The organism is Paraburkholderia sp. RAU2J (assembly GCF_003634845.1).
Lineage (GTDB): Bacteria > Pseudomonadota > Gammaproteobacteria > Burkholderiales > Burkholderiaceae > Paraburkholderia > Paraburkholderia fynbosensis.
This window is the reverse complement of record NZ_RBXG01000002.1, coordinates 2242460-2267928: the sequence shown is the minus strand read 5'-3', so window position 1 is coordinate 2267928 and position 25469 is coordinate 2242460. Positions and strand designations below refer to the sequence as shown.

The window sequence follows — 25469 nt, the reverse complement described above, 5'->3', positions numbered from 1 at the left end:
CATGGTTCGATTCATTGGGTTGAAGGGCGACGGCATTGGGCGTCGTAGCTGCCCAGCGATAAGGCGCTTCAGTTCCTGTTTCTGCAGAAAGACCGGGTTGCTCAACCATTCAAGTGGCAACTCATTGAGCGGCGCAATCGAATTGGCCACATGGGCCTCCATCTTCGACCTGGCTCGCGCGACTACCTATCCGAAAGTCGGCCGGCAAGCGGCGCGATAAATACGGTGACGAAGGGCCACGGAGACACAAGACCTGTCTGGGTCGCCGTACGCGCAAGCTGATGCTGGAGCAGAAAAGGCAGCCCGAGATAAGATATGCGAGCGTCTGCGCGACATATGAACAGATAGACCTGCCTCAGTAGCGCTGGAACAACCGTTGACATGGCCGCAGCACCGCCCCCTTGAAGCGCCCGTGCCGCGATTGGAAGGGCTAGTGAAGGGGCAACCGCGCATCCTAGCGATGACGCTGTGAACACAACAACTCCACACACGAATGTTCGCCTGAACCCGAACATCTCTCCCACCGCTGTAAGCGGGAGTAGGGAAACCGAAATAGCTAACTGATACGAGGTCACAACCCAGATAGCTTGCGCCGCCGTCCGCGACATGTCATGCGCGATAGTTGGAAGCGCGACGTTAGCTATCGACGAGTCGAGTTTGCCCAGAAATGAGCCCAGCAAAACCGACAATACCGCCCAATAGTTGATGCTGACCGATTCGTCGTCGAACGCCGTCTGTGCGATGCGTTGCTGCAAGCGATTGCTTCCACCGGACCCATTCACAGCGTTGTGCCTATCCCGAGACGCGGACGCACGGCGGCAATGCAGGCAATTCCTGCACAACGCGTGAACCCTGTTGACTCTTACGAGTCAGAACGCATGCACGATGCCGACCACCACCGCGAGTTGGTTGGCGCCGGTCGCGACTGGGGTTGTCGACCCTGTCGCACTCAAGGCAGACTTCGCGCTGTTGATGACGAACGTGACATCAGTGTACAGCGTGGTGCGCTTGGATAACAGGTAGTCTGCGTTGACGCCTGAGCTTATGGCATGCGCCGAAACCTTCCGAAACGCGTGATAGTACGAAGCCGCCGAAACCTGAAACGCTGGCGTTATCTTGTAGCGAATGCCTCCGAATGCCATGGTCTGCGGCGGTGACGCCGCGACTGTAGCGGCGATATCGTTCAGAAGGAGCTCGTAGCCAGCGTACAGGGTCGCATTGCCGATGGCCCACGAACCGCCTGCGAGATAGCGCCGCTCGCTGTCGCCAGACGAAGCAACGCTCGTACCTTGCCGTTGCTCATAAACCAAAGTCAGGTTAAATGGACCCTGGCGATACCGGCCGCCAATATCAAATTGTTTACCAACGCGGAATTCTCCCGGCACCTGGCCACCATTCGCAATCGTCGAATCGTAGCCGAAACTGTAGAGCGCGTTCAACTCGAACGGACCGGTGTGTCCTAGATACTCGAGTGCGTTATCGGCCCGTCCAACAAACTGCGCATCTTGGGCGGACAAGCCATAGCTGGAGTAGTTGAGAGGGTCCAACGCCAGGAAAAAGCGATACATCGGCGTCATCTGCCGGCCGGCCATCACCGCACCGAACCTGTCGCTCTCCAGACCGACGAACGCCTGGCGGCCAAACAGCCGTCCACCTTGCTGTAAGGTGCCGTTGTTTGTCGCGAAGCCCGATTCAAGCGTGAATATCGAGCGCAGACCTCCTCCCAGGTCTTCCTTGCCCGTGAAACCCCAACGCGAATTGATGCGATTCCCGGTGTTCACGCGAAACAGGGTACCCGAGCCTTGCTTGGCTGCATGCGTGACATACTCGATGCCGGAGTCAAGAATGCCATAGAGTGTCACCGAGGACTGAGCGTGAGCTGCAATAGTTGCCGACGAGCACAACGTAGCGGCGAACAAAGTCCTCACCAGTCGGGTAGTGTGATTCGATTTCAAGCCTGTCTCCTTACCTTATGTTGGTAGTTGTACTAATTTAGTGTCATAGCGACCACGGTCGGTTCTTCGACTTGCATCCGGCCTTGCGAGGCGAATTAAACCTGAGCGATGCGTTTGCTCACGAACAACATCGCTACAAGTCCGATGACCGGTCCGATGGCGAGCGTAAGAGCGGCAAGCACGATGGAATGTGTCCCGCCATAGACGTGTCCGACCGCTAGAGGGGACACAGCACTACCCATTTGCCAGATGGCGTTCGTCCAACCAGCGCTTGCTCCCGCCAGACGTTTTCCGGATGCATCGCTCACCTGTGCCATCAGAACCGGTAGGTAGCCATATGCGAATGCGCCCAAGACCGGTGCGACGATATAAAACTGGATGACCGTCGAGCAAATGCCGAACACCACCAGAGCCATGGCAAACGCGACGAGAATTAGAATGGACATGAGCCGACGCGAGATTCCCGGCAGGTCGGAAATCCACCCAAGCGTGGGTTTCGCGATGACCGCTCCGATGCCGAAGGACGCGATAATCGACCCAGCCACGACAGGAGAGAGGCCGTATTGGCGCGTCATCAGCGCATTTCCCCATGCGCCGAAGCCAACAGTCGCCCAGAGACCGCCGCAACCTGCGATGGAAAGAAATATCAGATTGCGATTGCGCAAGAGGCCGAGCATCTCTTTCGCACTGTTGCGAGCCGGAGCCCGTTCGCCACCCGGGCGATTCTTGAGAAACAGAAGCGAGACGATGCCCCAGGCGAAGGTGGCGACCCCGAGCATGCGAAACGCGCTGGACCAGCCGAACTGCGCAGAAATCGTCGGCACGATTGCATTGGCGAGCACCACCGCGAGCGATGTCGCCGTGGTGTAAATCCCCATCGCACGACCGCGATCTCGCGTGAACCACGCAGGAATCACCTTCATTCCGGCTGAATAGTCAGCCCCGGCGGCGAAACCCATCGCCAGTTGAATCACGATACCCATTGTCAACGAGGTCGTCTCACCAAAGAGGAACGTGAAGACACCTAGCGGAAGCAAGGCGAGCGTCATCATGGCCCTACCGCCGAGAAAGTCGGTCAGCATGCCTCCGATGATGTTCGCAACAACGTATCCCGCGTAGAACGCCGTGACAAAGGCACCCAGTAGCGACACCTTGATACCAAGCGAGGCGCCGACCGGTGCGGCGACCGTGCTCCATGCGACGCGGTCGACGTAGCTGAGAAGAAATGCTGCCCATACGATGAACAGAGCAACCCAGCGGTAGGGGCTCGCCTCCGTTTCACCGGAGCTTGACGCGGCCCAGTCCGCGCCCGATGCGTCACTCGGTGACGTCAGGTTTTTTTCCATGACTCCTCCATGCAGGACGTGCGTACGCCGCCCTTATTCTTCTTCCGTTTTGACATCCGGCATTCAGTGTGCGCCGGGCGTGTAGTGCGGGATTGCGGCGTTACAGGTCCAGCACAAGTCTCCTGGACTTCGAGCGCGAGCAGCACGGCAGAAACTGGTCGTTACGCGACTGCTCTTCCGGAGATAGAAACAGGTCGCGATGTTCCGGCTCGCCGTCGAGCACGCGGGTGAGGCAGGTTCCGCAAATGCCCTGCTCGCACGAAACGGGCACTTCGACTCCAGCGTCCGCGAGCGTTTGCGTCACCGTGCGGTCTGCGGGGACGGTTACTGTCTTGCCGGTGCGCGCGAGGCATACTTCAAAGGCGCCATCGGACGAGGTATCAACGGCGGGTGCCGAGAAGAACTCGTAATGCAGTCGACTCTCTGACCAGCCGTTCGCTCGCGCCGCATCAAGCACCGCATTCATGAAGCCTTGCGGGCCGCAGACATAGAGATGCGTATCCGGGCTTGCCTCCTGTAGCAGCGCATCAAGACGAAGGCGTTGTTGCTCATCCTCGTCGTCGAAGTGATACTGGACGCGCCCAGCCCAGGACGCGTCCGCAAGTCGCTCGAGGAAGGCCGCACGCGAACGCGAGCGTACACAGTAGTGCAGCTGGAATTCTTCGCCGGCACGGTCAAGGTGTTGTGCCATGCACAGCAGCGGAGTCAGTCCGATGCCTCCGGCCAGCAACAGGTGCTTCGCAGGACCGGACGCGAGAGAGAAATGATTGCGAGGCATGCTGACCCGCAGTTCATCTCCTTCTTTGACGGCGTCGTGCATACCGGCCGAACCACCGCGCGATTGCGCTTCCCGTAACACGGCAATCTGATAGCGTGCCCGCTCGTGCGGCGCGCTGCAAATCGAATACTGTCGCACATGCCCCGTTGGCAAGTGAACATCGATGTGTGAACCAGCATCGAACGCCGGCAAATCACGACCGTCCAAGCCGGCGAGTTCGAAACTGACGATGCCGTCAGCCTCCATATTGCGCCGCGCAACCCGCACGGTCATTGTGGAATCGTTCATGGCCACCACCGTCACATAATCGACAGGCCGCCGTCGACCATCAGCGTTGTGCCGGTGATAAACGATGCCTCGTCGCTTGCAAGCCATAGAATCGGCCAAGCCACCTCCTCGGGAGACGCCCATCGTCCTATCAACGACGTGTCCTGCCTTTGTGTCTTGAGCGCCTCTACGCTCTTTCCAGCCGCCTGCGCGCGGTTGACGTGAAAATCAGTCAACGTCGAGCCTGGGCATATCGCATTGGCGCGCACACCGTGCGCCGCCTCCTCGAAGGCAAGCGTGCGGGTCATGGCAAGCATGCCGGCTTTAGTCGCGTCGTAGAGGCCCATGCCCTTGCGGCCGGTGACCGCGTAACAGGACGATACGTTGACGATGCTCGCCGATTCCGCCTTGCGCAATAACGGCAACGCCGCTTTGCAGTAGTTGGAGGTGCCCACGAGGTTCACCGACACCATGCTTTGCCACTCCTCCGGCGTCGCGTCGGCGAGTGCGCTGTAGTTGCGCATTGCGGCATTGTTGACGAGAACGTGAAGCTGCCCAAACGCACGTACTGCAAGCTCGACTGCCGCCGCCGCCTGGTCGGCATTGGCAACGTCGGCTACATACGTTTGAACCTTCGCAGCGGGGTCCCGGCTGAGCAGGTCGTCGGCGACGTTCGCGAGGGCTTGTGAATTTGCATCGACGAGGATGACTGCCGCACCTTCGTCGCAAAACACGCGTGCGGTTGCGGCCCCAATGCCGCCTCCGCCGCCGGTAATCAGCGCGACTTTGTCTCTTAGTCTTGAAGCTTGCATCTCACGCCGGCGTGGTGCCGGCCTCCTTATGCAGAGAAGAATGGTGAGCGTCGAGTGCGCTCAGATGGAGTAAATCGGCTGGCCCTTGCCATCCGAGAGATGGATGACAGCCCACTCTTGCGGTTTCTGGTCACGCGGGAGCAAGGCGCCGGCCGCGCGCACGCGCTGCTGGTCTGCATCGATTGCGGGCGGGTCAGTGTCAAGCTGCAAAGCAGTCGCTGCCTCATAGAGCATGCGTCGAGCCATTACGATGGCTCGGTCCGTCGGCAGCAGCTTCTCTTTGCTGTGGTCCTGAATGGAACCCATGCTTTCCTGCAGCGACGCGTCCTGCATCGCGAAGCCGAAGACGCCTGAATAAGCGCGCTTGTCTTTTTGAGCCTGGCGGTCAATCAGGTAGTCATTGTCCTTGTTCGCCTTCGGACGGAACGTGCCCGGCTCGTATTCGCAGTGAATGCCCTTGCCTGCATTCAGGTCGTTCATCTCTTCCCCGGACAGCGGACGGTCGGGACGGAAGTTGATACTCCACGCCCAGCAGGTATGGTCATCAATCGGCACCCAGACGTGGCCTGCCAGCGAGTGGTCTCCAAACGGCGGAATGAGCGTGTACCACGGGAACAGGTACTGCGTGATTCGCCAGTAATAGGAATCCGGCTCGCCATTGCGACGTCCGAAGAGCGTGAGCCCGAACGGCTGCTTCTCAATTTCGAAGATGACATTGCCGTCAGCCTTGATGTATTCGAGCGCTTTGGTGCCTTGGTGCATCGGGTCTTCGTCGACCTCATAGCGGTGCACATATGAGACGTGGCTCGTATCGATGCCGCCTTCCATCGCCTGCAGGTAGTTGGACTCTTGCAGACGCTTTGATACGAACACGTGATCCGGCGGCAAGTTGCACCACTCGAGGTCCGGCGGTGCCGGTTGCTTGTCTTTGGGGCCCATGTAAGCCCAGACAATGCCGGCGCGCTCGATACACGGGTACGCAGTGATGCTCATGTGCTTACACGCCTGTGGCGCGGACGGCACCTCGACGCAGTTCCCGTTTCGGTCGAATTTGAGACCGTGGTACGAGCAGCGGATGCCGTTTTCCTCGTTCCGCCCGAAATAGAGCGACACACCGCGATGCGAGCAGAACTCGTCAATCAGCGCGGCGTTGCCATCTGAATCCCGGAATGCCAGCAACTTTTCGCCGAGGATTTGCACGCGTACCGGCGGGCAGTCCGGCTCGGCAATTTCGCTCGCGAGCAGAATCGGCACCCAGTAACGCCGCATCAGATTGCCCATCGCGGTGCCCGGGCCGGTGCGCACGAGCGTTTCCGACATGTTCCTGTCCATGCTCAAACTCCAATTCGTATGTGACGTTGTCCGTCTGATGAGATTGTGTTCTCATTCTACGGACACGAAATTTGAAGTCAAGCATCAGCGGCTAGGTAGTTTCTCTACAATGGCGCAGACGGCATTGCCCAAGGGGACAGCGGAACATGGAAGAAAAAAAGACGCACGAGAGCGTTCGTGCGGTTGAGCGAGCTTTGGACATACTGTTGGCGTTCAGACCGGGAGATGAATCTCTAAGCGTCGCTGAGTTGCTTGGGCGAGTGGACCTCAGCCGGCCGACGTTGTATCGGCTGCTAAACACATTGGAGCAGGCCGGGTTTCTCGCATCGTCGGGCGAACCGCAGCGCTTCCACCTGGGAAGCTCGGTGGCTCAGTTAGCCCACGTCTGGCTGAGTGAACACAGAATTGCCGAGCTGGCGCAGCCGGTGCTGCGCAACCTCTGGGAAGCGACATCCGAGACCGTGGCGCTGTTTGTTCCAGACGATACGTATCGACTTTGCGTGGCGGAACTGGAAAGTCATCAGCCGCTCAGTTTTCGACGCGGTGTCGGATACCGCGAAAAGCTGGTGCGCGGCGCCAGCGGCCGCACCATTCTTTCGCAAATGCGACTCACACCAGACGAATTAACGCGTTATCTCGTCGACCCGGCACAGGATGTGTCGGCGTTGATTCATGACATCGAACAAATCCGCTTAAAAGGATACGGTACGAGTCACCACGAATTGATTGATGGCGCCGTCGCCGTGGCGGCACCATTCTTCAACGGGGCCAATCAAGTTGCAGGCTCGCTATGCATCTTTGGTCCGAGCGTCCGGGTCACCGAGCAGCGGGTCGAGCAGTTCGCAGAGTTGCTTAAGCGTGCAACCGTCGCTCTATCCCGGCTTCTCGGCCAGCAAGTGTCGTGAGAATTTGGGCCCATGGCGCACGTAGACACCCTCATTGCTCAGTTCAAACCTGAAGGCAATGAGGCGATACCTGATGACAGGGAACGTCCGCATTACGAGCACAGGTTGGCGGCATAGCGATGGGCCGGGCGAACATCGGTGGTCGTGGCATTGGCGGCAACGGTGTCATGATTGTCGCTACTGACTTGCTGACGCCTCCCGACGACCCAAGGCGCCTGCTCTTTTTCAGACGCTTTGCATTTCAGCGCCAGGTTGCGGAACGCCTCACTTGCGCTAGACTGGCTTGAGCAACCGGGAGGAGACCTGGATGATACGCAAGACGCTCAATGCCTCGCAGCTTCAGCAGGAGGTCAACCGGCGAATCCATCGACTGCAGGAAATCGTCGAGGATGGCGTGAAGATTCGTGTGCCGCGGCCGCAGTTGCAAGAGCCTGACAGGACAGGCTGCAACTGGCACATGACACATTTCGGCAACGCGCTCGGCTTCGAGCGCGACATCGAGGGCGTGCTCAAGGCCGTGCGTGCGGAATACAACCTCAATACCGAAGTGAAAGACGCAGGCAACCCATTTGAGAACTAACCGCGACCGGCGTGGATTCCTTGTTAGGTTCTTGATGGCGCGTGCACTAATTGTGCGCTTACCTCAAATGGTCTGCCTTGCGACGCCGCGTAGCAGATATTCCTCGCTTTGAAACCTATGCTTTCCACGAAACTGATTGGCCGCATGTCGCTCGAAATTGCCGACAACTGACGAATGGACCTTCGGATTCAACCCCGCGCCAAGTGCGCTGACCTCTACGGGAAGACGGCAACTGAACCTTCGCCCGAAAACCTCGCGCTTAATGGCATCAGCGCGATGAATGATGTGCGAACAGAAGAGCACTACGCCTGCGTTCGGTGTCGCGCGGTATTTGCACGCATCCTCGCCGGGCCGTCGACACGGCAGATTTGGATGTTGCTGAACGCCGGCCAGCATTGACGCAACTCTTCAACGCCCTGAATCACTCATGGTCGCGCGAGTCATCGCGCCTCTATGCAGGACATTCAAGCATCAGGGCTGGCAAACTCTAGGCACGGAAGTGCCGACCCGCTTGTATAGACCGGCTGGCCCTAGGCCTTGAGCGCGGAAGCCAGGACGCAGGTCATGGGAATCCGCAGTTCCCCGGCATCGTTCCGATACGCCTCTGCGTCGTGCGCGACTGTCTGTTCAATTGACGCCAGCGCGGCCGCCGTCTGGGCGTTTAGCATCGCGGCAACTCGAACGCCACCGCGCATGAGTGCGTGAAACGGTGTATCCGGCAAACGAAGCACAAGGGTCAGGTCCACCTCTCGCATATGCGGTTGAACGAACCCCGCATCAAGCAATATGCGCTTCGATTCGTCCAAATCGCTGAGCCGAAAGAAGGGTGGTCCTGGCGGCACGGGCACATCGGTTGTCCCGTGCTGCTCGATTGCCTTTAGCACCATCGCGAAGCCGACCGCCTTGTCCGGTGTTGCCCAGACCGTAAAGGCGATTCTGCCGCCGGGTTGCAGCACACGAAACGCCTCCGCGAGTGCGCGCTCGGGGCGCGGAAAATGTAGCATGCCGAAACTGATGCCCACTGCGTTGAAGCTTTCATCGAGGAAGGGCAAATCCTCCGCGTCGCCGATGCGAAACTCAAGCCCCGGAAAAACGCGCCTCGCCTTTTCGACCATCGCGACGGAGAAATCCACGCCAGCGACATCGGCGCCGCGAAGCTTGGCTGCAGCAGCAAGGTAGCCTGGGCCGGATGCTACATCCAGAAAACGCGAACCTCGCTGAATGCCGAGCGCCTCGAGCATCGCGTGGTTCGACTGAGCAGTCAAATCACCGAAATACTCGTCATAGGCCTGCGCGACCCGCTCCCAACCTTCGTGCTCAAATGCGCTGAAGTCGACTTGTCCCATGTTTGCCTCCACTCATTCGGCACCTTGGCGCGTTGGAGCGCGGGCTTTCATGTTCCTCGTAAAGGTACTGCCTGTCTATTGAGGGAACAATCCAGACTGACGGGTGAGCGCAAGCAACTGTGTGGTGCGGCGCACCAGCAATATCGCCGGTTAGAGCGCCAATTGATATCAAATTGGGGTTTACGTCGGCATCCTCGGACGGCGTGCCATCTCCCACCTCGAACATGCCCCGCGCAATGCCATTACGCTGCGTCTCGATTGGCGCCAGTCGGGCGACAGGGCGGCCATCACGCAAAATGGCGGCCTCGTGAAACTCTCCGCACCCGTTGCGCTGCAATCAAAGCGGGAAGGGCTGCGACGGCTTCGTTGATGTCAATGGGTGGTCATCGATGCTCTCCTGAAAACAGGGCGGCGCGTACGACAAGGATGACTTGTAGGATATGGCCCAGGTCCTGGCATTGGCGCTGCTAGAACTTCTCCGCCCATGGCCGTAATTCGACCTGCCAGGTCTAGGCGCTGCGATGCTGACGATGAACGTGAAGGTAACGGTGGAGCAGACGACCGTGTTGGAGGTGCCGGACGATGCTGTCCGCAGCAGGATGATGAAGAGAATGTCGGTGATTCGGCGTGTTCCGGAAATGTCGGAAAGTGATTTTCTTTCCGAATGGAGAGTACATGCAGACTGGGTCTGGACGATGCCGGGCGTCATAAGGTATCGCGCAGAACGCGGTGGTAGGGCTTGAATTGCGAAAGGGACACCGGTGCAGCTACGAAGAACTGCCGATCGCCGGTATCGTCGAGTTCTGATTCGAGAGCACTAATTCGCTGCAGGCGGCGTTCGGTTCGGAGGCCGGGCTCAAAACTATGGCTCATGCGAAGACTTTTCTCTCGGAAATCACTGCATTCCTCGTTGATGAGCACAGGATTATCTAGAACAATCTGTGAGGATGACTGCCACGGTTACGACTTGATGAGAGCGGCGCGCTGCACGCGTGCCGTCTTTTAGGACTGAACCACGCTTCCTTGGCAAAATGGTGAACTTGAACAAACTCCTTTTTTTGTCGTGCCCGAAGTCGGGGTAGATTTGGACTCTGTGGGGGGAGTCTAGCGCCCTCGTGAGCCGCGCGGCACTCTGCGAGAGTGCCGTCCCTTTCCACTAAGAAGAGTCCCGTCCATTTGATGGCTTGATGTCTCAAAGAAGTATTCAAAGAGATGAAGAAGTAAAAAGACATCTTTAGCGAACTGCAGTTATATTCTTTGACCGCTGGCAATTTTAGGTTGGAAGAGTCATTCGACAGGGTGAATGGCATCGTCGGCATCCATGCTGGTATCGGGCGGCATCCATGCCGGAATGTCCACGAGAGGTAAGGAGTCCTGTCACAGCGCAAGCTTGGCCGGCAGATTTGCAGCCGTCTGCGGTACCCGTGGTGAACCGTCCATGCGGTTACGTACCCAGCCGGTGACGCGGACGCCCTGGGCCTGGAGTACGCAGGCTTCCCGGTAGCCGATGTCCTGTACTAGGCCACGTACTCGAATGAGTCGACAGGTGTGGCGCTGTGTCCGGGGGCAGTGCGAGCGACCAGGCGCGACGGTCGGCCCTGATTTGCCGATTGTCGATTCCGCTGTCAATCACGACCTTAGCGTTCTATAACATAAACGCAGCAAGGGTCTTATTGGTCAATTGACGTTACAACGTCCTTTCGCCAGCGCACTTATTGCGCATCCTTCTGCCCCGCCCGGTACCAGCCTCGCGTCATTCCCCCAGGTAGTCATCGAATAAGTCCGGCTTTGGGCACAAACGGTGCAACAAGCCAACTTCGCATTTGCTCGGCTAAACGGCGTCGGAGACGACGCTGTATGGCATTTGGGTGAAGCGAAAGCAAGAGTCAGAAAAAAGCGAAAAGGCTTAATGCAACCATCGCGCGCTCGTGGGGATGTCAATCCCCTTGTTATTCCGGGGTCGTGTTATTCGCAACCCGTTGACGAAAAAGAGGTGACGAGATGAAAGCGCAACTTTTAGCTGTAGTCAGTGCGATATCCCTGTTCGCTGCGACCGGCGCCGCCCACTCGCAGCAAATGCAACCGTCGGGCACGACTGACCCATCGTCTGCCCAGCAGCCGATGACAACTGCTCAGCCAGCTACGACTATGGACCACACCCCTGACCTGGGATACGGACCCCAGCCCGGCGGAAGCAGCGGCAGCGGCAAAGCCAGAAGCGGTGCGCCGTGCACGGTGGGCCTGTCCTGCGATATCTATGAAGGCAGCTAACACGCCTGAGGTTGCCGATGCCAGCTTGACCCGCATGCGGAAATTTGGATGACCACCTTGTTTGGGCCACGAGTCGTTGTTGCTCGAGTCTCGTTTAAGCGGTGAGCGGGTCAGCCGAGGCCTCAATGCGACGTTTTTTGGCAATTGAGTCAGAGCGCAGCCGGGGAGTGTCACGCCGCGGCTTATCATTCGACAGCTTTCCCCGTGACGCGATAGTCGCGGGTGGCCGTATTTGAAATAGCGGCTCTGTTGGCCGGTTCAAGAAGCCAAACCAATCAAACTTTGTGGAGTACTTAGATATGAAAACGCCCAAAGTAGCGGCAGCTATAGCCGCGGTTCTCGCATTCGGATATGTCCAGGCGCAAGATATGGCGCCTGCAACGCAGCCCACAAATCCCACCGTGTCTTCGACAGACTCCGTGGGTGGTGTGTCCGCCACGAGGAGTGACGCTGGCGCTCCAATGGGAAAGACCCGAGCCCAGGTCAAGCAGGAGCTTCTGCAAGCACGCAAATCGGGCGAACTCGACCGCATCAACGCGGAGTATGGGGGGCAATAAAGCAAAGCGCCTGCTCGCACGGGTCGGGTCTGATGCCTCCCATCGTGGTCGTCAACTTTCATATGCGGTCCCGGAAAAGGTCAGGGATGTTGCAGCGAGAACGCACACGATGGGCGCGAAAACGAAGACCCGGATGCGAGGCGGTGCTGTTGGACGAGTACCCAGAAATCTGCACAGTTCGGCTAGTTCCCGTCGCTCGGGCGGTCTTCATCTGCATAGCTCACACTTGCTCGATTTGTGCCGAGACGACCGACGCGCGTGCGGTGGCGCCCCACGTGTTCGTGGACTTCGCCCATCCTGCGAAAAAAACGCGGCTCAATAGCCGTGCACCGGCCCGAAACCAGATTGAATCCCAAGCATCGCGATTGAGCGCGGCGAACTCGTGACCGTCACCAAAAGGTGGTGGCGGCCACCTGCACGAGAAGGTGCTCTGCAGTTGACTTCCGCCAGTTGACAGTGGGCGGGAACACGCTCCACCTGCCGTCATCGTGCCTGAAGAAAAACAACGAGCGCGCTCCGGCTGGTGACGACGTTTCGACGCACACGTAGCGTCTCCCATTCCCGGCGGTGCGACCGAATCTGGTTACATGAACGTGCATCGCGTGAGACGGTGCGAGCCACTTTTCGACCTGACAACGCAGGGACTGCCCGTTCGTGTTTTTCATGTTCCGCTCCAGCAAGTTTTCCGTTCAGGTAACGGGACGGTTTCTCACCGTTCATATCCTTAACGCCGCAGACGCCCGCAATGTTGACCAGGGATTTTGTGATTTCTGAAACCGGATATTTCGAGGTGAGTGGCCCTCCAAGAATTGCCAGGAGCTGGACGAGACCGACGGCACAGTCCGGCTCGTACCCTGACCATCGAAATCCGCGCGCCCGCGTTGCCTCAGGGCGACTCCTGTCGCCTCGCCATGCATCGGCAGTTCCGGGTTGCTGATAAATCGACAGGATGGACGCTTTGTCAGGCAGGTCCGCGGAGAAGTCTGAATCTTTGCCGCTTGAGGCAACGCGAACGTCGTTCCTCTCACGGCGCTGCGCGACCGGCGAGCTAGAATTGTGCTTCGACTCACATAGAGAGAAATGAGCAGATGAATGATGCATTCGAGCGCCGTGCCTTGTTGCTTCACCTTGGAGACGTACTGGAGGTCGCGAACCGTCTCCTGAAATGCGGTGACGGCCACAAGACCGTACGCGAACTCGCCGCAGCGCACGACCCGCTTGGAGGCTTCCCGCTCCTGGAGCAGGTTTCGCCGCGGATGACAGCGGAGCAGTTTGTTCAGCGAGTGTCAGACGCCTTCTTCGCATGGCCACGGGAACTGCTTGAGCCTGAACTGAATCGCAGGCGTCTTGCTTCCACTGTTCGACGGAGCCTGTTTGCCGGCAACGCAAACGGATGGCGTGCGTACGTCGCTGCGTTGCGTAGCGACGTTCGTTGGTTCGGTGTGGGCCTGCCGTCGGTGAAAGTTGGCGAGGACGTGTGCGCTGATTCGACCGATGGCAGTTCCCAGAGCTTGCAGGCGGACGAGACTCCGAGCGCTGGCGATGTCGAGCGCAATGGCGGACAAGCCGAGAACCAACGGGATAGCGTTGAAAGCAGCGGGCGACTCTACCCCTCATGGCCGTGGAAGTCCGACGCTTAAGTGGTGGCGACGGCGTGAGGGTAGATGAATGGTTCGCTTGACCTGACTCCACGTCGCCGGTGATTCCGCTGCGTTCGTCAACGTCGACAGGGTCCGGATTGTGCGCGCCGCTGCTCTGCGGGAGCGTTACGCTTAGGGCGCTGACAAACCGTGGTGGAGGTAGTCCTCGACTGCCTGTATCTGTCGTATCGCTCAAGGAAGGACGTAGTCCCAATGGACGCGCCTTGTCCCTCCCGGAATCGGAATTCCTCGTGCAGAGTCAGGGAATTTCGCATGCGACGGGCGCCCTTGGGTGGCCGTTGGTTTTGCGGATTCGTGCCACAGCCGATTGGCTCGTGCATCCTCCCCGCATATCTCAAACGCACGCCATGTCCAGCCAATCACCGCTTCACGACATCATTAGCCTCGCCGAAATCCAGTCGCTCGCGGACACGAAAACGTTTGCGCGCGGCAAGGCGTATTTCCACAGGGCGCCGTCTCGCGCCTCGAAGAGCGCGATGGTGTCCTTCGCGCGAACGTACGGGGCACGCGCCGGTACAGCGTCGAGCTTGGCGTAGGCGGCGACGGCGAGCTCGCATTCCACTGCCCGCCGGTACGAGGAAATCCGAAACACAGCGGTTGTCAGCGGAAACAGACGGTTCGTCGCGTGAAGTTTCCATGACGTGAAAGGCGTGTTATCAGTTTGACCAGGCGGCTAAATAGTGCTGGTTACGGACGTGCGTCACCGTACATACATAATATTTTGGGCCGGCCGCGGTCAAACTCACGGACGTTCGTGCTGCTATTTTTAAACTAAACACCTAGTGCAGTTGGGCTTAACCATTTAACATACGTAGGCCATCCAAAACAATTAGGATAATATAATAATAATACGAATCAATGTTAACCCGAAGTTTTGGCATTTAAGGAGACATTGAATGGACGTGCTGGTCGTCGAAGATAATGAGGTGGTCGCGGACAGTCTGGCTTTCCTGCTTGACTGCTACGGTCACCGCGCCACCGTGGTGGAAGACGGAGAAAGCGCGCTCTCGCTGCTGTGCTGCCGCGCTTTCGAACTGGTCCTGCTTGACGAGAACCTGCCCGGAATTAAGGGAAGCGCTGTCGCACTGTCGATTGCCAATAGGCCTTTCGCTGACCGGCCCTTCACTGTCTCCATGACTGGAGACAGTGAGGACGACGGACTCACGCGGCTTTTCGATGTCTGTCTGCAGAAGCCGTTTTCCCTCGAGGCACTTTTGCAAGTGATTGAAGATGCGCAAAGCTGTGGTGATGCGAGCGCTCTCCTAGCCGCCTAGGCATTGCTTGGCTGTCAGATGCGCTCACCCCAAGGCCGAGCTAAACGCAAGCCAGGGTTGTGCTCGTCCGGATGGTTCGGACGGCCTTTTGGTCGTATGTGTGCAACGGCAAACGTGAACATTTTACTTATTGGTTGGCGCCACTGCACACGCGAAGGAATAGTTGTACTCGCAACTACAACGCCAACCACAGTGGCATCCGGCGTACCGTCGAAAAGGCAACATGGCGTCATGAGGCCGTCATGACAAATACGTAGATTCGGCCGGCACCGAAATAACCGGTGTTGAATTGCAAAAATATAATCTGAGAGAAGTTAGACAAATGAATCGACATACTCAAAGTATCGGTCATCTCGAGCGCAGTGTCGGCAATGACCGCCTGACGCGCGCCTTGGCCGCACGCCTTAACAGGGCATTGACACGCGCCGGCATCAGTTCGGCACGCGCAGCGAAGTGGCTGGGTGTGAGCGAATATGACGTGCAATATTGGCGACGCGGAATCACCGTGCCGTCGCTGAACGCTTGTACGCGCCTCGCCGCCATCCTCCATCTCGATGTTCACTGGCTTTGCACGGGGCAGCCTCCGGTCGTCTGATTCGCGGTTCGCGGGAAACGCGGGACAGGGGAGTTTGTGTTCCGTGGATTCCCATACGTTCTGAAGTTCGCAACTCGGTCGGCGTTGCACTCGCAATGATCCAGTTGTACGCATCTCGGATGCGGCACAGCAGGCGTCTCTTCCGCAAACCCGGAGGGAATCGATGTGAAGGCAGTTAAACAAGATGCGGCGTTCGCCCAGGCACCGCGTCTCAATCAGTACGAGATGGAGTTGTCGCGAGGCGCCTCGCATATCGCGAGCACGCTGTACGAGGAAAGCATGCTCGCTGCGGTCTCGGAAACCATTCTGGAGTTCGAGGCCTCGCACGGACGCGATGACCTGAAGGCATTTGCGCACGCCCTTCTCAGAAGACTGGAGCAGCGCGGGAAGCCGCTGGCGGGCAAGGTGCTGCAGCACTTTATTGAGCGCGGCCGTTTGCCAGAGGAGGTACCCAGCGCGCCGCCAGTACCTGTGTCTGCTCGCAAACCTGTCGCCCGGAAGCTGAAAGGTACGGCCTTACGGGCGGCCAACGCGCGCCAAGCAGCGTGAGCTGCATACCTGCAGGCGAACTACAAGTTTCAATTCTTAACCGCAACAACCGAGGGAAGAACATGTCAAAGCGAATCGCTTATGTCACCGGCGGCATGGGTGGAATTGGTACAGAAATCTGTCAGCGGTTGTTCAAGGACGGATTCACGGTCGTCGCCGGTTGCGGACCCAACTCTCCCCGGCGGGAAAGATGGTTGAAGGAGCAGGAGGCGCTTGGCTTTTCGTTCACCGCATCCGAAGGGAATGTCGGTGACTGGGAGTCTACGGAGGCCGCGTTTGCCAGGGTGAAGAAGGACGTCGGAGAGATTGATGTGCTGGTGAATAACGCCGGCATCACGCGGGATGGCACGTTTCGCAAGATGTCGATGGAGAACTGGAACGAGGTCATTGATACGAACCTGACCAGCCTCTTCAATGTGACCAAGCAGGTCATCGAGGGGATGGTGAGCAGGGAGTGGGGGCGAATCATCAACATCTCGTCGGTGAACGGGCAGAAAGGGCAGTTTGGCCAGACCAACTATGCGACTGCGAAGGCGGGCATTCACGGCTTTACGATGTCGCTTGCGCAGGAGGTAGCGACGAAGGGCATCACGGTGAATACGGTTTCGCCCGGATACATCGGCACGGATATGGTTCGTGCCGTGCGTCCTGAAGTACTGGACGCAATCATTCAGGGCATTCCGGTGCGCCGTCTTGGGGAGGCGTCGGAAATTGCGTCAATTGTTGCGTGGCTTGCCGGCAATGAATCCGGCTTTGCGACCGGTGCTGATTTTTCGCTCAACGGTGGGCTTCACATGAGTTGAGGCCTCTTTGGACGCGGGGTCCGCGCAGGCCGCTAGAAGTCCCGGCCTGCGTTTTCGCCAAGGTGCCGACGAGATGCAAGCGGCTTCGCGGCGCCCACACTGATGGCGTAATACTGGGCCGGTCGCGCACATGGACGACCGATGTGACTCGCGAAGACAGTGTCACCGTGATAAGACTCTTCCTCCTGATTCGCCGCGCTGTGAAATACAGCAAACGAAAATGCGACATTAAACTTTTGTGGAATGAATATGGCAACCGGAACAGTAAAGTGGTTTAACGACGCCAAGGGCTTCGGCTTTATCACGCCGGACGACGGCGGAGAAGACCTTTTCGCTCACTTCTCTGAGGTTCAGGGCAGTGGCTTCAAAACACTGCAAGAGAATCAGAAGGTCAGCTTCGAAGTGAAGCAGGGGCCGAAGGGCAAGCAGGCTGCCAACATCAAGCCGCTGTAACACGCCCGACGCTCGCCTCGTCGCGATGAATGGGACGTTATGCGGCCCATTTCGCAAAACGTACGGACAGACCAGCTGGAGACCCGCATGCACGACGTGCCGCCTATCGAACCCTCGTCCTACCAAGGTACCCGTAAGACGTTGCGCTTTCTCGCACGCGACGCCCGAAATCCTGGCGCAGCCCTGGTTTACTGGCTGGGGGTGACGGAGCCCTCTGCGGAACCCAGCTTTTTCAACGCCATGCAAATATACGGACCGTTGATGCAGCTGGTTCTACCCGACGAACGGCCTGGCGTCTTCGTGGAGCGCGACGCCGTTCAGAGAGTCCAGGATGCCGGAGTCGTGAAGCGACTCGTTTTCAAGGACGGGTCGTCGCTCGACGTTCGATATGACGGGCCGTGCCGCGACCTCTACGAGGGGTGAATCGCGTTGACGGAGCAGGAGGGACAACCTTGTGCTCACGGCCGGGGATGGACAGGCGGCGCTCGCCAGCTGCCATCGAGAGCCCCGGTCTGACGAATTATGTCGACGGCTAAAGGGCGATACCGCCCCACCCAACATTCCAGTGGTCATGCTGTCGGCGGCGCTACCGCCTGAAACCGGAGGAGCCGCTATGGGACGTACTGTAACTAAAGGCCGCCCCCACAGGCCGTCTGACAAAAGCGATTCATGGTCTGCTCGACGGAGCGCATCCGGACGTTCCGGGACGGATGTTCGAAGAGTGAACGTGCAATATCTCGTTACGGTCACCTGAGCGCTCCGCAGACTCGGTCTTGCTGGTATGAAGTTTTTGGCGTTGTTTCCTGGACGCCGCTGGGCTGCGACTTGTCTTGCAACCTGTTTTCCATTCAGCGGGGAAGCATGCGTGGTGCAGCCGTTGACCTGCCCTTCGACAGCACGCACTTGGTTCAGCGGCGCCGCCTTTCTCATTGCCCGGTGGGCGCCTCGGGCGACCCGCTCCGGTGCGTTGTCCCGCCCTGCGCACCCTGCACGGCTCTGACCAGCGCATCCCCGTCATAGGACTTTGGGAAGTGGGCGCTTGCGCCTGCGGTCAACACCGTCTGCCGCGCAGCGATGTCGTCGCTTGCTGTGATGAAAATGATGGGCGTGGCCGTTCCTGCGAGCGAAAGATGATTCCGTCACGCAGCGACATCTTCGTCCGCGATTGCGTTCGGTGCATCGGGCAGGCCAAGTCGCGCACACACTTTTCCTGACTCTTCTGTTGTTATCCCTTAAGTCTTTGATTTTGCAACGGACAGATTTGACGCAGATACAACTCTCTTGTATTCAACTGCCCCGCAGACAGCCCCGTTGAATCCCCGTCCCCAGTGGTAACATTTGTTGTCATCCCTACCGGCGGCTCGCCCGATCAACGCATGCCAGACAGTTTCGACCAGCTCGCAGCCCTGATCCGGGCGCGCTTCTCCGAACTGAGTCCACAGTTCCAGATGGGAGCAGGTTTTCTGCTCGATCATCCCGACGAAGTCGCGGTCTCGTCGATGCGCAAAGTGGCCGAGCGCGCCCAGGTGCAACCGGCTTCACTCGTGCGCCTGTCGCAGCAACTCGGTTTCCCCGGTTGGAACGAATTGCGTAGTCTGTTCGTCGCGCGCGTGCGCACGCGGCCCGAGCCGCTCACGAGCCGCGCGCGTTCGCTGGTCAAATCGAAAGATGCGCTGGCGAACGATCTGCTGATCGCGCAACAGCACAATCTCGATGTCACCGCCGCGCATAACGGCCGCGTGATCGTCGAAGCCGCGCGGTTGTTGCGGCGCGCGCCGCATGTGCACGTGGCGGGCTTTCGCTCCTGTTACGCGGTGGCGTTCGGCCTCGTGTACGGCTACCGGTTGTTCCGGTCATCGGTGTCGCTGCTCAGCGGCGAGGGCGGCACGCTCGAAATGCAACTGCGCACGGTCGAGCGCGACAGTGCGACCATCGTCATCAGTTTCGCGCCGTATTCGGTCGAAGCGGCGCGCGTGGCCGAGGCCGCACTGGAAAAAGGCAGCAAGCTGATTGCGATCACCGACAGCGCCGTTTCGCCGATCGCGCTGAACGCCGACAAGGCGCTGATCTTTTCGCACGAGAGCCCGTCGTTCTTTCCGTCGCTGGTGGCGGCTACCGCGCTGACGGAATCGCTGGTCGCGCACCTGCTCGCGCTCGAAGGCGCGGGCGCCGTCGAACAGCTTGCGATCGCCGAGCAGTCCCTGCACGCGAAGGGTGCATACGTGCCTTGAGCGTTTCCGTTTGAAGCGAACCCGGTCTTTGCGCGGCGCAAGATCGCTTCATCTGAACCAGTATCGCGCTGGTTGACAACATATGTTGTTTAGAAGTATAAATGCGTACCGATTGTTGAATGAGTGCGAGCCGTGGCGTCGAGACAGGGGGTGGGTCTTTTTCAGGTGAGCGGGGGGCCGTATGACATCGGCTACCGGTTGGGTGAAATCGCGAGGCCGGTGTTCGCCGAGTACATGGCGCAGAGCCGTGCGTGGCACGCGGTCCGGCGCTGGCGCGGCGAGCCGTTCGTGCAGACGCCGCGTGATGCGGCCCGCTCGCACTATCCCGCGTTGCTGGCCGAACTCGACGGCATGGCGGCCGCGCTGGGTTGGCCCGCCGAAGACGTGTTTCTCTGGAACTGCCGCGGCGAACTGATCCATTACGCGCCGGATGGTTGCACCACGCTGGCGGCTGTAGCGGGCGACCAGCGCTTCATCGCACATAACGAAGATGGCGCCCCGTTTCTGCGCGAGTGCTGTGCACTGGTCGAGGTTCGACCTGTCGGCAAGCCCGGCTTGGTGAGCTTCTGTTACCCGGGGTCGCTGCCGGGACACACCTTCGCCGCGAGCCGCGCCGGTATCGCGCAGGCAATCAATAATCTGCGCATTCGCGAGCCCGCTGCCGGCGTGCCCCGGATGATCCTCGCCCGAGTCGTGCGCGACGCCGGCTCGCTCGACGAAGCGTTGCACCTGCTGCGCACCGTGCCGGCGGCGAGCGGTTTTCATCACACGCTCGGTTGTGCGGGCGACGCGCGGCTCTTCAGCGCCGAAGCCAGTGCGCGGCGTTGCTCCGTACGAAGCGTGTCCGGACTTGCCGACCACGCAAATCACATGATTCATCCGGGCTGCGAAGCCGAAGCGCAAATCGTCACGGAATCATCGCGTAACAGGCAATTGCGTGTTGATGCTTGCTGCCGACGCTCGTCACGCCAGTGCAACCCGCTGCGTTGCTCGACGTACTGCACGATCGCGCGCCATCGGGCTTGCCGATCTATCGCGACGACCCGCTCGATCCCGACGACGAAAACACGCTTGCCACCGCGCTCTTCGAAATCGGTGACGCCGGTGTGTCGATGAAAGTCTATCGGCAGGGACACTGCGCACTCGACACCTTCATCGCTCGCGCAATCACGAGGAACTGAAAATTATGTCAACCGTCTTTCATCGTTCACCGAAGCAATCTCTGCCGGTCGCTGTCGCGGGCGACGGCATCGAAATCGTCGACTCGACCGGCAAGCGTTATATCGACGCGTCGGGCGGCGCGGCCGTGTCATGTCTCGGCCACAGCAATCAGCGGGTGATCGACGCGATCAAACGCCAGTCACAACAGCTGCCGTACGCACACACGTCGTTCTTCACCACCGAGCCCGCCGAGGAGCTTGCCGACTATCTGGTGGCGCGCGCACCGGCCGGGCTCGAACACGTGTACTTCGTGTCGGGCGGGTCGGAGGCGATCGAGGCGGCGCTGAAACTGGCGCGCCAGTATTTCGTCGAGAAGGGCGAAACGCAGCGCCGCCATTTCATCGCGCGTCGCCAGAGCTATCACGGCAATACGTTGGGGGCGCTCGCGATCGGCGGCAATGCATGGCGCCGCGAGCCCTTTCTGCCGATCCTGATCGAAGCGCATCACGTGAGTCCGTGTTACGCGTACCGCGAGCAGCGCGCCGGCGAAACCGAAGAGGCCTTTGCCCAACGGCTCGCCGATGAACTCGAGCAGAAGATTCTCGAACTCGGCGCCGATACGGTGGCGGCGTTCGTCGCGGAAACGGTGGTGGGCGCGACGGCCGGCGCGGTGCCGCCGGTGCGTGAGTACTTCCGCAAGATTCGCGCGGTGTGCGATCGTTACGGGGTCCTGTTGATTCTCGACGAGATCATGTCGGGCATGGGTCGCACCGGCGTTCTGTACGCGTGCGAAGAGGACGGTGTCGCGCCGGATCTGCTGACCATCGCGAAGGGGCTCGGCGCGGGCTATCAGCCGATCGGCGCGACGCTCGTGAGCGAGCGGATCTATCAGACGATCGTCGGGGGCTCGGGCTTCTTTCAGCATGGTCACACGTATATCGGCCACGCCATTGCGTGCGCGGCGGCGCTCGAAGTGCAGCGCGTGATTGCCGAAGACAGGCTGCTGCCCAACGTGCAGGCGCGCGGCGAGCAGTTGCGCGGCCGGCTGCGCGAGCACTACGCGCAGCATGCGCATATCGGCGACGTACGCGGGCGAGGGCTCTTCGTCGGCGTCGAACTGGTCAGGGACCGCGCGAGCAAAGCGCCGTTCGACGCCGGGCTGAAACTGCATGCGGCGATCCGGCGTGAAGCGTTCGCGCGTGGCTTGATGGTGTATCCGATGGGCGGCACCGTCGACGGCAAGATCGGCGATCATGTGCTGTTGGCGCCGCCGTTCATCTGCACCGAGCGCGAGATCGACGAGATCGTCAGCCGGCTGACCGACGCGATCGACGGTGCATTGTCCACCGTCTGAGCCCTTTGACTACACCGCCACCCGCGAGAACGATAATGACCGAACGTTTGCCTCACTTCGACCTGTCCACCGCCACGCCCGAACAGAAGAGCGTGCTGGACGACATTCTGTCCGGCCCGCGCGGCAATCTGAACGGGCCGTTTCTCGGCTGGATCCATAGCCCGGAACTCGCGCAGCAGGCGCAGCGCCTCGGCGCGTTCTGCCGCTACCGGACCGGCTTGCCGTTGCGTCTGTCGGAGCTGGCAATTCTGGTGACCGCCGCGCGTTGGCAGGCGCAGGCCGAGTGGTATATCCACTATCCGATCGCGCTCGAAGCGGGCGTGGGCGAAGCGGACGCCGAAGCGATCCGTCAAGGACGCCGCCCGGATTTCGCTGACGCCGACGACGCGCTGATTCACGACTTCGCGAGCGAGCTGTACGACACGAAGCGCGTGTCGGATGCGACCTATGCGAAGGCGGTCGACAGATTTGGGCACCAGGTGGTGATCAACCTGGTGGGCCTGCTCGGCTACTACGCGCTGGTGGCGATGACGCTGAACGTGTTCGGCATGCGAGCGCTAGGGCAGGAGAGTTTGCCGTTCGCCGAGTAGGAGGCGGTTGGGCGCAGCACGCCGCGCAGCACATAATACGAAACGCCCCGGCTGCGAACTTCGCAAACCGGGGCGTTTCTCCGTCTACCACTACAACCTCACCTGCCACAACCTCACCTGCCGCGCCACTGCGTGATGCCGCCGACCGCGCGGCCCTACGCCTTACTGCCCGCGATACGTCGAAAACAAACGTTGCTGCACCGAAGCCGGCGCGCCGGCCGCCGACGAACCGCCGCTCACACCGCCGATGTCCTTCGAACCTTGCGTCGAGGCAAGCGTTGCTGCTTGCGGCACCGTCTTCGGATATTCGGTGTCGTTCTGATGCAGAAGGCCCGCTTTTTGCGCGGCGACGAGTTCGCTGCGCACCTGAGCGCGCGTAACCGGACCGTTGGCCTGCTGGGCGAACGAAACAGCCGGGACGATGAGAGCGGATGCAATGACCACTGCGGAAAGAAGCGATTTCATGATGACCTCCAAGGTATTCGATTGTTGAGGGATCAGGTTTGAATCACCAGTACCGATCCGTTGAAACAAGTCTATTTCCTGCAAGGTCTGCAAAAAAGCGCCGTTGCGATGAAAGATTGTTACTGTTTTTGATGTAATTTCGAAAATAGCCGCCATGGGCCCGACCGCTGGATCGTCACGACGCCGGCACACGTAAGCGCCTATGATGAAGTTCGGTCCACGCCCGCGCCTGCAGCGTCGCGCGACACGTCCGAAGGAAGTCTCCCAGGAGACGACCGATGCCTGAGCCGCGAAACATCCGGGCGAGACCGTAGCGGCGGGCAACATCTTCGGTCGGCACGCGCGCGCAGCAGGGCACCCAACAGGAGAGAGCAATGAAGCGCAAGGCATCGGCAGTCTGGCAAGGCGGCCTGCAAGACGGCAAAGGCTCGATTTCCACCGACAGCGGCGTCCTCAAGGAGACTCAGTACTCGTTTTCGACGCGCTTCGCGGACGGCATCGGCACGAATCCGGAAGAGCTGATCGCGGCTGCGCATGCGGGTTGTTTCTCGATGGCGTTGTCGGCGGAACTGGGCAAGGCTGGCATCACACCGGAACGCATCGGCACCACGGCGACTGTCACGCTCGACAAGGACGGCGGCGGCTTTACGATCACCGCGGTGCATCTCGACGTGGCGGTGAAGATCCCCGGTGGCGACAAGGCCGCGTTCGACAAGGCGACCGCGGACGCGAAGGCGGGTTGTCCGGTGTCCAAGGTGTTGAACGCGACGATCACCATGGACGCGAAGCTTGAAACCTGAGTTTTTCCCGCCCGTTCTGCCCGCTTTTGGCAGGCGGCGCGTGACGAAGCCGGTGAGCGGGCCAAGCCCCACTGCCGGCTTTTTTACGTGCCGCCGGGATCCCCTCTAGCGCCGCTGTACGTGCTCAATTAACCTGAAAACCGATCCTTCGCAAGCCAAATTGCAACGCGAACGAAGCTTCGGGCCGACTCAGTGATAATTGAAGGCGACATGCCGGCACGCCGGCCACCGCCGCGCGCGAATCGCCACGGGCGCGGAAACGCGATGCGCGTCAAAACCAGGCGGCGCTGCGCTAAACCGTTGCAAAACACTAGTCGTCGTGCGACGATTTGCGCCCGTGGAAGTGTGCGCGAGCAGAACATGGAACATTCATGAAATCGACAACCGGATATCGTGCGAAACCGGGGATAAAGACTGAGGAGAGCCAGACAATGTCAAACCAGGCCGCCCCTGCGCGGCCTCCAGCAAAACGGCCATCCAGGAAGGCGCCACAACGGCTGCCCCGCGCGGCGCGGCAGGCACAGGTGCTCGCGAAAGCGGCCGAATATTTTTCAGAGCACGGCCTGAACGCCCAGACGCGCGCGATCGCGCACGCCTGCGGGGTCTCGCAGCGGCTGCTCTACAGTCTGTTCCCGAGCAAAGCCGCGCTGATCGAAGAGGTTTACAACCGCGAAGTCGCCGGCCTGTTCAAAGCGATGTGGTTCGTCCAGTTGAAGGATCGCAGCGTGCCGCTGGAGATGCGCCTCGTCACGTTCTACCGCGAATACTACGAGTCGCTGCTGACGCGCCGCTGGCTGCGACTGTTCCTTTACTCGTCGTTGGCGGGGCTGCGTATGGCGCCGACCTACACCAACGCGGTGGTCACGCACGCGCTGGAGATCGTTGTCACCGAGGCCGCGCATGACGCGGGACGCGGCGTGCCAACGAACATCGACGAACGGACCGAGATCGGCTGGATGCTGCACGGCGCGGTGTCGCACCTGGCAATCCGCCGCCGCGTCTATGCAAACGACAATACGACACCAGCCGAACACGTGATCGCGATGAACGTGCGGGCGTTTCTTGCCAGCGTTCCAGCGCTGCTGCCAGCGCTGCAGGCCGCCTGACGCACCCGCCGCACGCCATCAAAGCGGCGCGACGCACAACCTCCAGACCGCGCGCCGTGCTGCGCCGACGTCGCTCCTCCCGCTGATCCTGACACCCGGGCCGCGCTGCAGTCGCTGCAACGCCGCCCGCTCACTCCACCTGATATCGCAACGCGAAATCTTCCGTCGCGCGCCGGCAGCGAGACCGGCCATGATGCCCGAAGTGCCAGACTCAGCCCCTTTTTGTCGTCGGATGACGTCGTATGGAGCATCAGAATGATGGAAGAGTCCCCGGCTAG

The 25469-nt window shown here is 59.9% G+C and carries 24 protein-coding genes and 2 pseudogenes; 16 read left to right on the top strand and 10 right to left on the bottom strand.

The features are described 5' to 3' along the window. Window positions 1-182: 182 nt before the first annotated feature. The 6 genes from B0G69_RS27610 to B0G69_RS27585 all read right to left on the bottom strand — a co-directional run bounded on the left by B0G69_RS27610 (window position 183) and on the right by B0G69_RS27585 (window position 6490). Complete coding sequence (locus B0G69_RS27610; protein ID WP_241991485.1) at window positions 183-782, bottom strand: MFS transporter; 600 nt, start codon at window positions 780-782, stop codon at window positions 183-185. Window positions 783-869: 87 nt separating this feature from the next. Beyond that, the gene (locus B0G69_RS27605; protein ID WP_121322834.1) at window positions 870-1955 is read right to left on the bottom strand and encodes a porin; all 1086 of its coding nucleotides are present in this window, start codon (window positions 1953-1955) and stop codon (window positions 870-872) included. A 95-nt stretch (window positions 1956-2050) separates the two neighbouring features. After that, on the bottom strand, window positions 2051-3301 hold the full coding sequence (locus tag B0G69_RS27600; RefSeq protein WP_121322832.1) for an MFS transporter: 1251 nt from the start codon (window positions 3299-3301) through the stop codon (window positions 2051-2053). A 100-nt stretch (window positions 3302-3401) separates the two neighbouring features. Next, on the bottom strand, window positions 3402-4367 hold the full coding sequence (locus B0G69_RS27595; protein WP_199731408.1) for a PDR/VanB family oxidoreductase: 966 nt from the start codon (window positions 4365-4367) through the stop codon (window positions 3402-3404). A gap of 11 nt (window positions 4368-4378) precedes the next feature. Next, window positions 4379-5158, bottom strand: a complete 780-nt coding sequence (locus B0G69_RS27590) for an SDR family oxidoreductase (protein WP_121322830.1) — start codon at window positions 5156-5158, stop codon at window positions 4379-4381. 60 nt (window positions 5159-5218) lie between these two features. Continuing rightward, entirely contained in the window at window positions 5219-6490 is a 1272-nt protein-coding gene (locus tag B0G69_RS27585; protein WP_121322828.1) for an aromatic ring-hydroxylating dioxygenase subunit alpha, read from the bottom strand. A gap of 146 nt (window positions 6491-6636) precedes the next feature. On the opposite strand from B0G69_RS27585, the gene B0G69_RS27580 reads away from it, so the two are divergent. Continuing rightward, window positions 6637-7395: an IclR family transcriptional regulator gene (locus B0G69_RS27580; RefSeq protein WP_121322826.1), complete on the top strand. Its 759-nt coding sequence runs from the start codon at window positions 6637-6639 to the stop codon at window positions 7393-7395. A gap of 307 nt (window positions 7396-7702) precedes the next feature. Then, on the top strand, window positions 7703-7975 hold the full coding sequence (locus B0G69_RS27575; RefSeq protein WP_121322824.1) for a hypothetical protein: 273 nt from the start codon (window positions 7703-7705) through the stop codon (window positions 7973-7975). A gap of 530 nt (window positions 7976-8505) precedes the next feature. Here B0G69_RS27575 and B0G69_RS27565 read toward each other — a convergent pair. Beyond that, window positions 8506-9321: a methyltransferase domain-containing protein gene (locus B0G69_RS27565; protein WP_121322820.1), complete on the bottom strand. Its 816-nt coding sequence runs from the start codon at window positions 9319-9321 to the stop codon at window positions 8506-8508. A 521-nt stretch (window positions 9322-9842) separates the two neighbouring features. Between B0G69_RS27565 and B0G69_RS27560 the strand changes: the two genes are divergently transcribed. Continuing rightward, complete coding sequence (locus B0G69_RS27560) at window positions 9843-10064, top strand: hypothetical protein (RefSeq protein ID WP_121322818.1); 222 nt, start codon at window positions 9843-9845, stop codon at window positions 10062-10064. 691 nt (window positions 10065-10755) lie between these two features. Here B0G69_RS27560 and B0G69_RS42135 read toward each other — a convergent pair. Next, window positions 10756-10857 (bottom strand): annotated as a pseudogene (locus B0G69_RS42135) (acylphosphatase); the annotation flags it as partial. 1034 nt (window positions 10858-11891) lie between these two features. Between B0G69_RS42135 and B0G69_RS27550 the strand changes: the two are divergent. Beyond that, window positions 11892-12149: a DUF4148 domain-containing protein gene (locus B0G69_RS27550; RefSeq protein WP_121322814.1), complete on the top strand. Its 258-nt coding sequence runs from the start codon at window positions 11892-11894 to the stop codon at window positions 12147-12149. 389 nt (window positions 12150-12538) lie between these two features. On the opposite strand, the gene B0G69_RS42130 is transcribed toward B0G69_RS27550, so the two are convergent. Next, on the bottom strand, window positions 12539-12814 hold the full coding sequence (locus B0G69_RS42130; protein WP_121322812.1) for a hypothetical protein: 276 nt from the start codon (window positions 12812-12814) through the stop codon (window positions 12539-12541). Window positions 12815-13237: 423 nt separating this feature from the next. Here B0G69_RS42130 and B0G69_RS27540 point away from each other — a divergent pair, with 423 nt between their 5' ends. The 10 genes and pseudogenes from B0G69_RS27540 (at window position 13238) to B0G69_RS27480 (ending at window position 22820) form a co-directional block, all read left to right on the top strand. Next, entirely contained in the window at window positions 13238-13789 is a 552-nt protein-coding gene (locus B0G69_RS27540; protein ID WP_121322810.1) for a hypothetical protein, read from the top strand. A 917-nt stretch (window positions 13790-14706) separates the two neighbouring features. Next, window positions 14707-15084, top strand: a complete 378-nt coding sequence (locus B0G69_RS27530; protein WP_121322808.1) for a response regulator — start codon at window positions 14707-14709, stop codon at window positions 15082-15084. A gap of 760 nt (window positions 15085-15844) precedes the next feature. Then, the gene (locus B0G69_RS27520; RefSeq protein WP_121322804.1) at window positions 15845-16228 is read left to right on the top strand and encodes a hypothetical protein; all 384 of its coding nucleotides are present in this window, start codon (window positions 15845-15847) and stop codon (window positions 16226-16228) included. Between the two features lie 62 nt (window positions 16229-16290). After that, window positions 16291-17031, top strand: coding sequence for a 3-ketoacyl-ACP reductase (locus B0G69_RS27515; RefSeq protein ID WP_121322802.1), 741 nt, complete (start codon window positions 16291-16293; stop codon window positions 17029-17031). A 249-nt stretch (window positions 17032-17280) separates the two neighbouring features. Further along, the gene (locus B0G69_RS27510) at window positions 17281-17484 is read left to right on the top strand and encodes a cold-shock protein (RefSeq protein WP_116119606.1); all 204 of its coding nucleotides are present in this window, start codon (window positions 17281-17283) and stop codon (window positions 17482-17484) included. An 87-nt stretch (window positions 17485-17571) separates the two neighbouring features. Beyond that, a complete protein-coding gene (locus B0G69_RS27505; RefSeq protein ID WP_121322800.1) occupies window positions 17572-17907 on the top strand; it encodes a hypothetical protein in 336 nt (111 codons plus the stop codon). 953 nt (window positions 17908-18860) lie between these two features. Continuing rightward, on the top strand, window positions 18861-19715 hold the full coding sequence (locus B0G69_RS27495) for a MurR/RpiR family transcriptional regulator (RefSeq protein WP_121322796.1): 855 nt from the start codon (window positions 18861-18863) through the stop codon (window positions 19713-19715). Between the two features lie 150 nt (window positions 19716-19865). Beyond that, window positions 19866-20896: pseudogene (locus B0G69_RS27490) on the top strand (C45 family peptidase). A gap of 5 nt (window positions 20897-20901) precedes the next feature. Further along, window positions 20902-22230, top strand: coding sequence for an aspartate aminotransferase family protein (locus tag B0G69_RS27485; protein ID WP_121322794.1), 1329 nt, complete (start codon window positions 20902-20904; stop codon window positions 22228-22230). Between the two features lie 35 nt (window positions 22231-22265). Further along, the gene (locus B0G69_RS27480; RefSeq protein WP_121322791.1) at window positions 22266-22820 is read left to right on the top strand and encodes a carboxymuconolactone decarboxylase family protein; all 555 of its coding nucleotides are present in this window, start codon (window positions 22266-22268) and stop codon (window positions 22818-22820) included. A gap of 162 nt (window positions 22821-22982) precedes the next feature. On the opposite strand, the gene B0G69_RS27475 is transcribed toward B0G69_RS27480, so the two are convergent. Beyond that, the gene (locus B0G69_RS27475; RefSeq protein WP_121322789.1) at window positions 22983-23285 is read right to left on the bottom strand and encodes a DUF4148 domain-containing protein; all 303 of its coding nucleotides are present in this window, start codon (window positions 23283-23285) and stop codon (window positions 22983-22985) included. 374 nt (window positions 23286-23659) lie between these two features. Between B0G69_RS27475 and B0G69_RS27470 the strand changes: the two genes are divergently transcribed. Together B0G69_RS27470 and B0G69_RS27465 are read left to right on the top strand one after the other, a co-directional pair. Then, the gene (locus tag B0G69_RS27470; protein ID WP_025597457.1) at window positions 23660-24085 is read left to right on the top strand and encodes an OsmC family protein; all 426 of its coding nucleotides are present in this window, start codon (window positions 23660-23662) and stop codon (window positions 24083-24085) included. Between the two features lie 329 nt (window positions 24086-24414). Then, entirely contained in the window at window positions 24415-25191 is a 777-nt protein-coding gene (locus B0G69_RS27465) for a TetR/AcrR family transcriptional regulator (protein WP_241991484.1), read from the top strand. Window positions 25192-25469 lie beyond the last annotated feature (278 nt).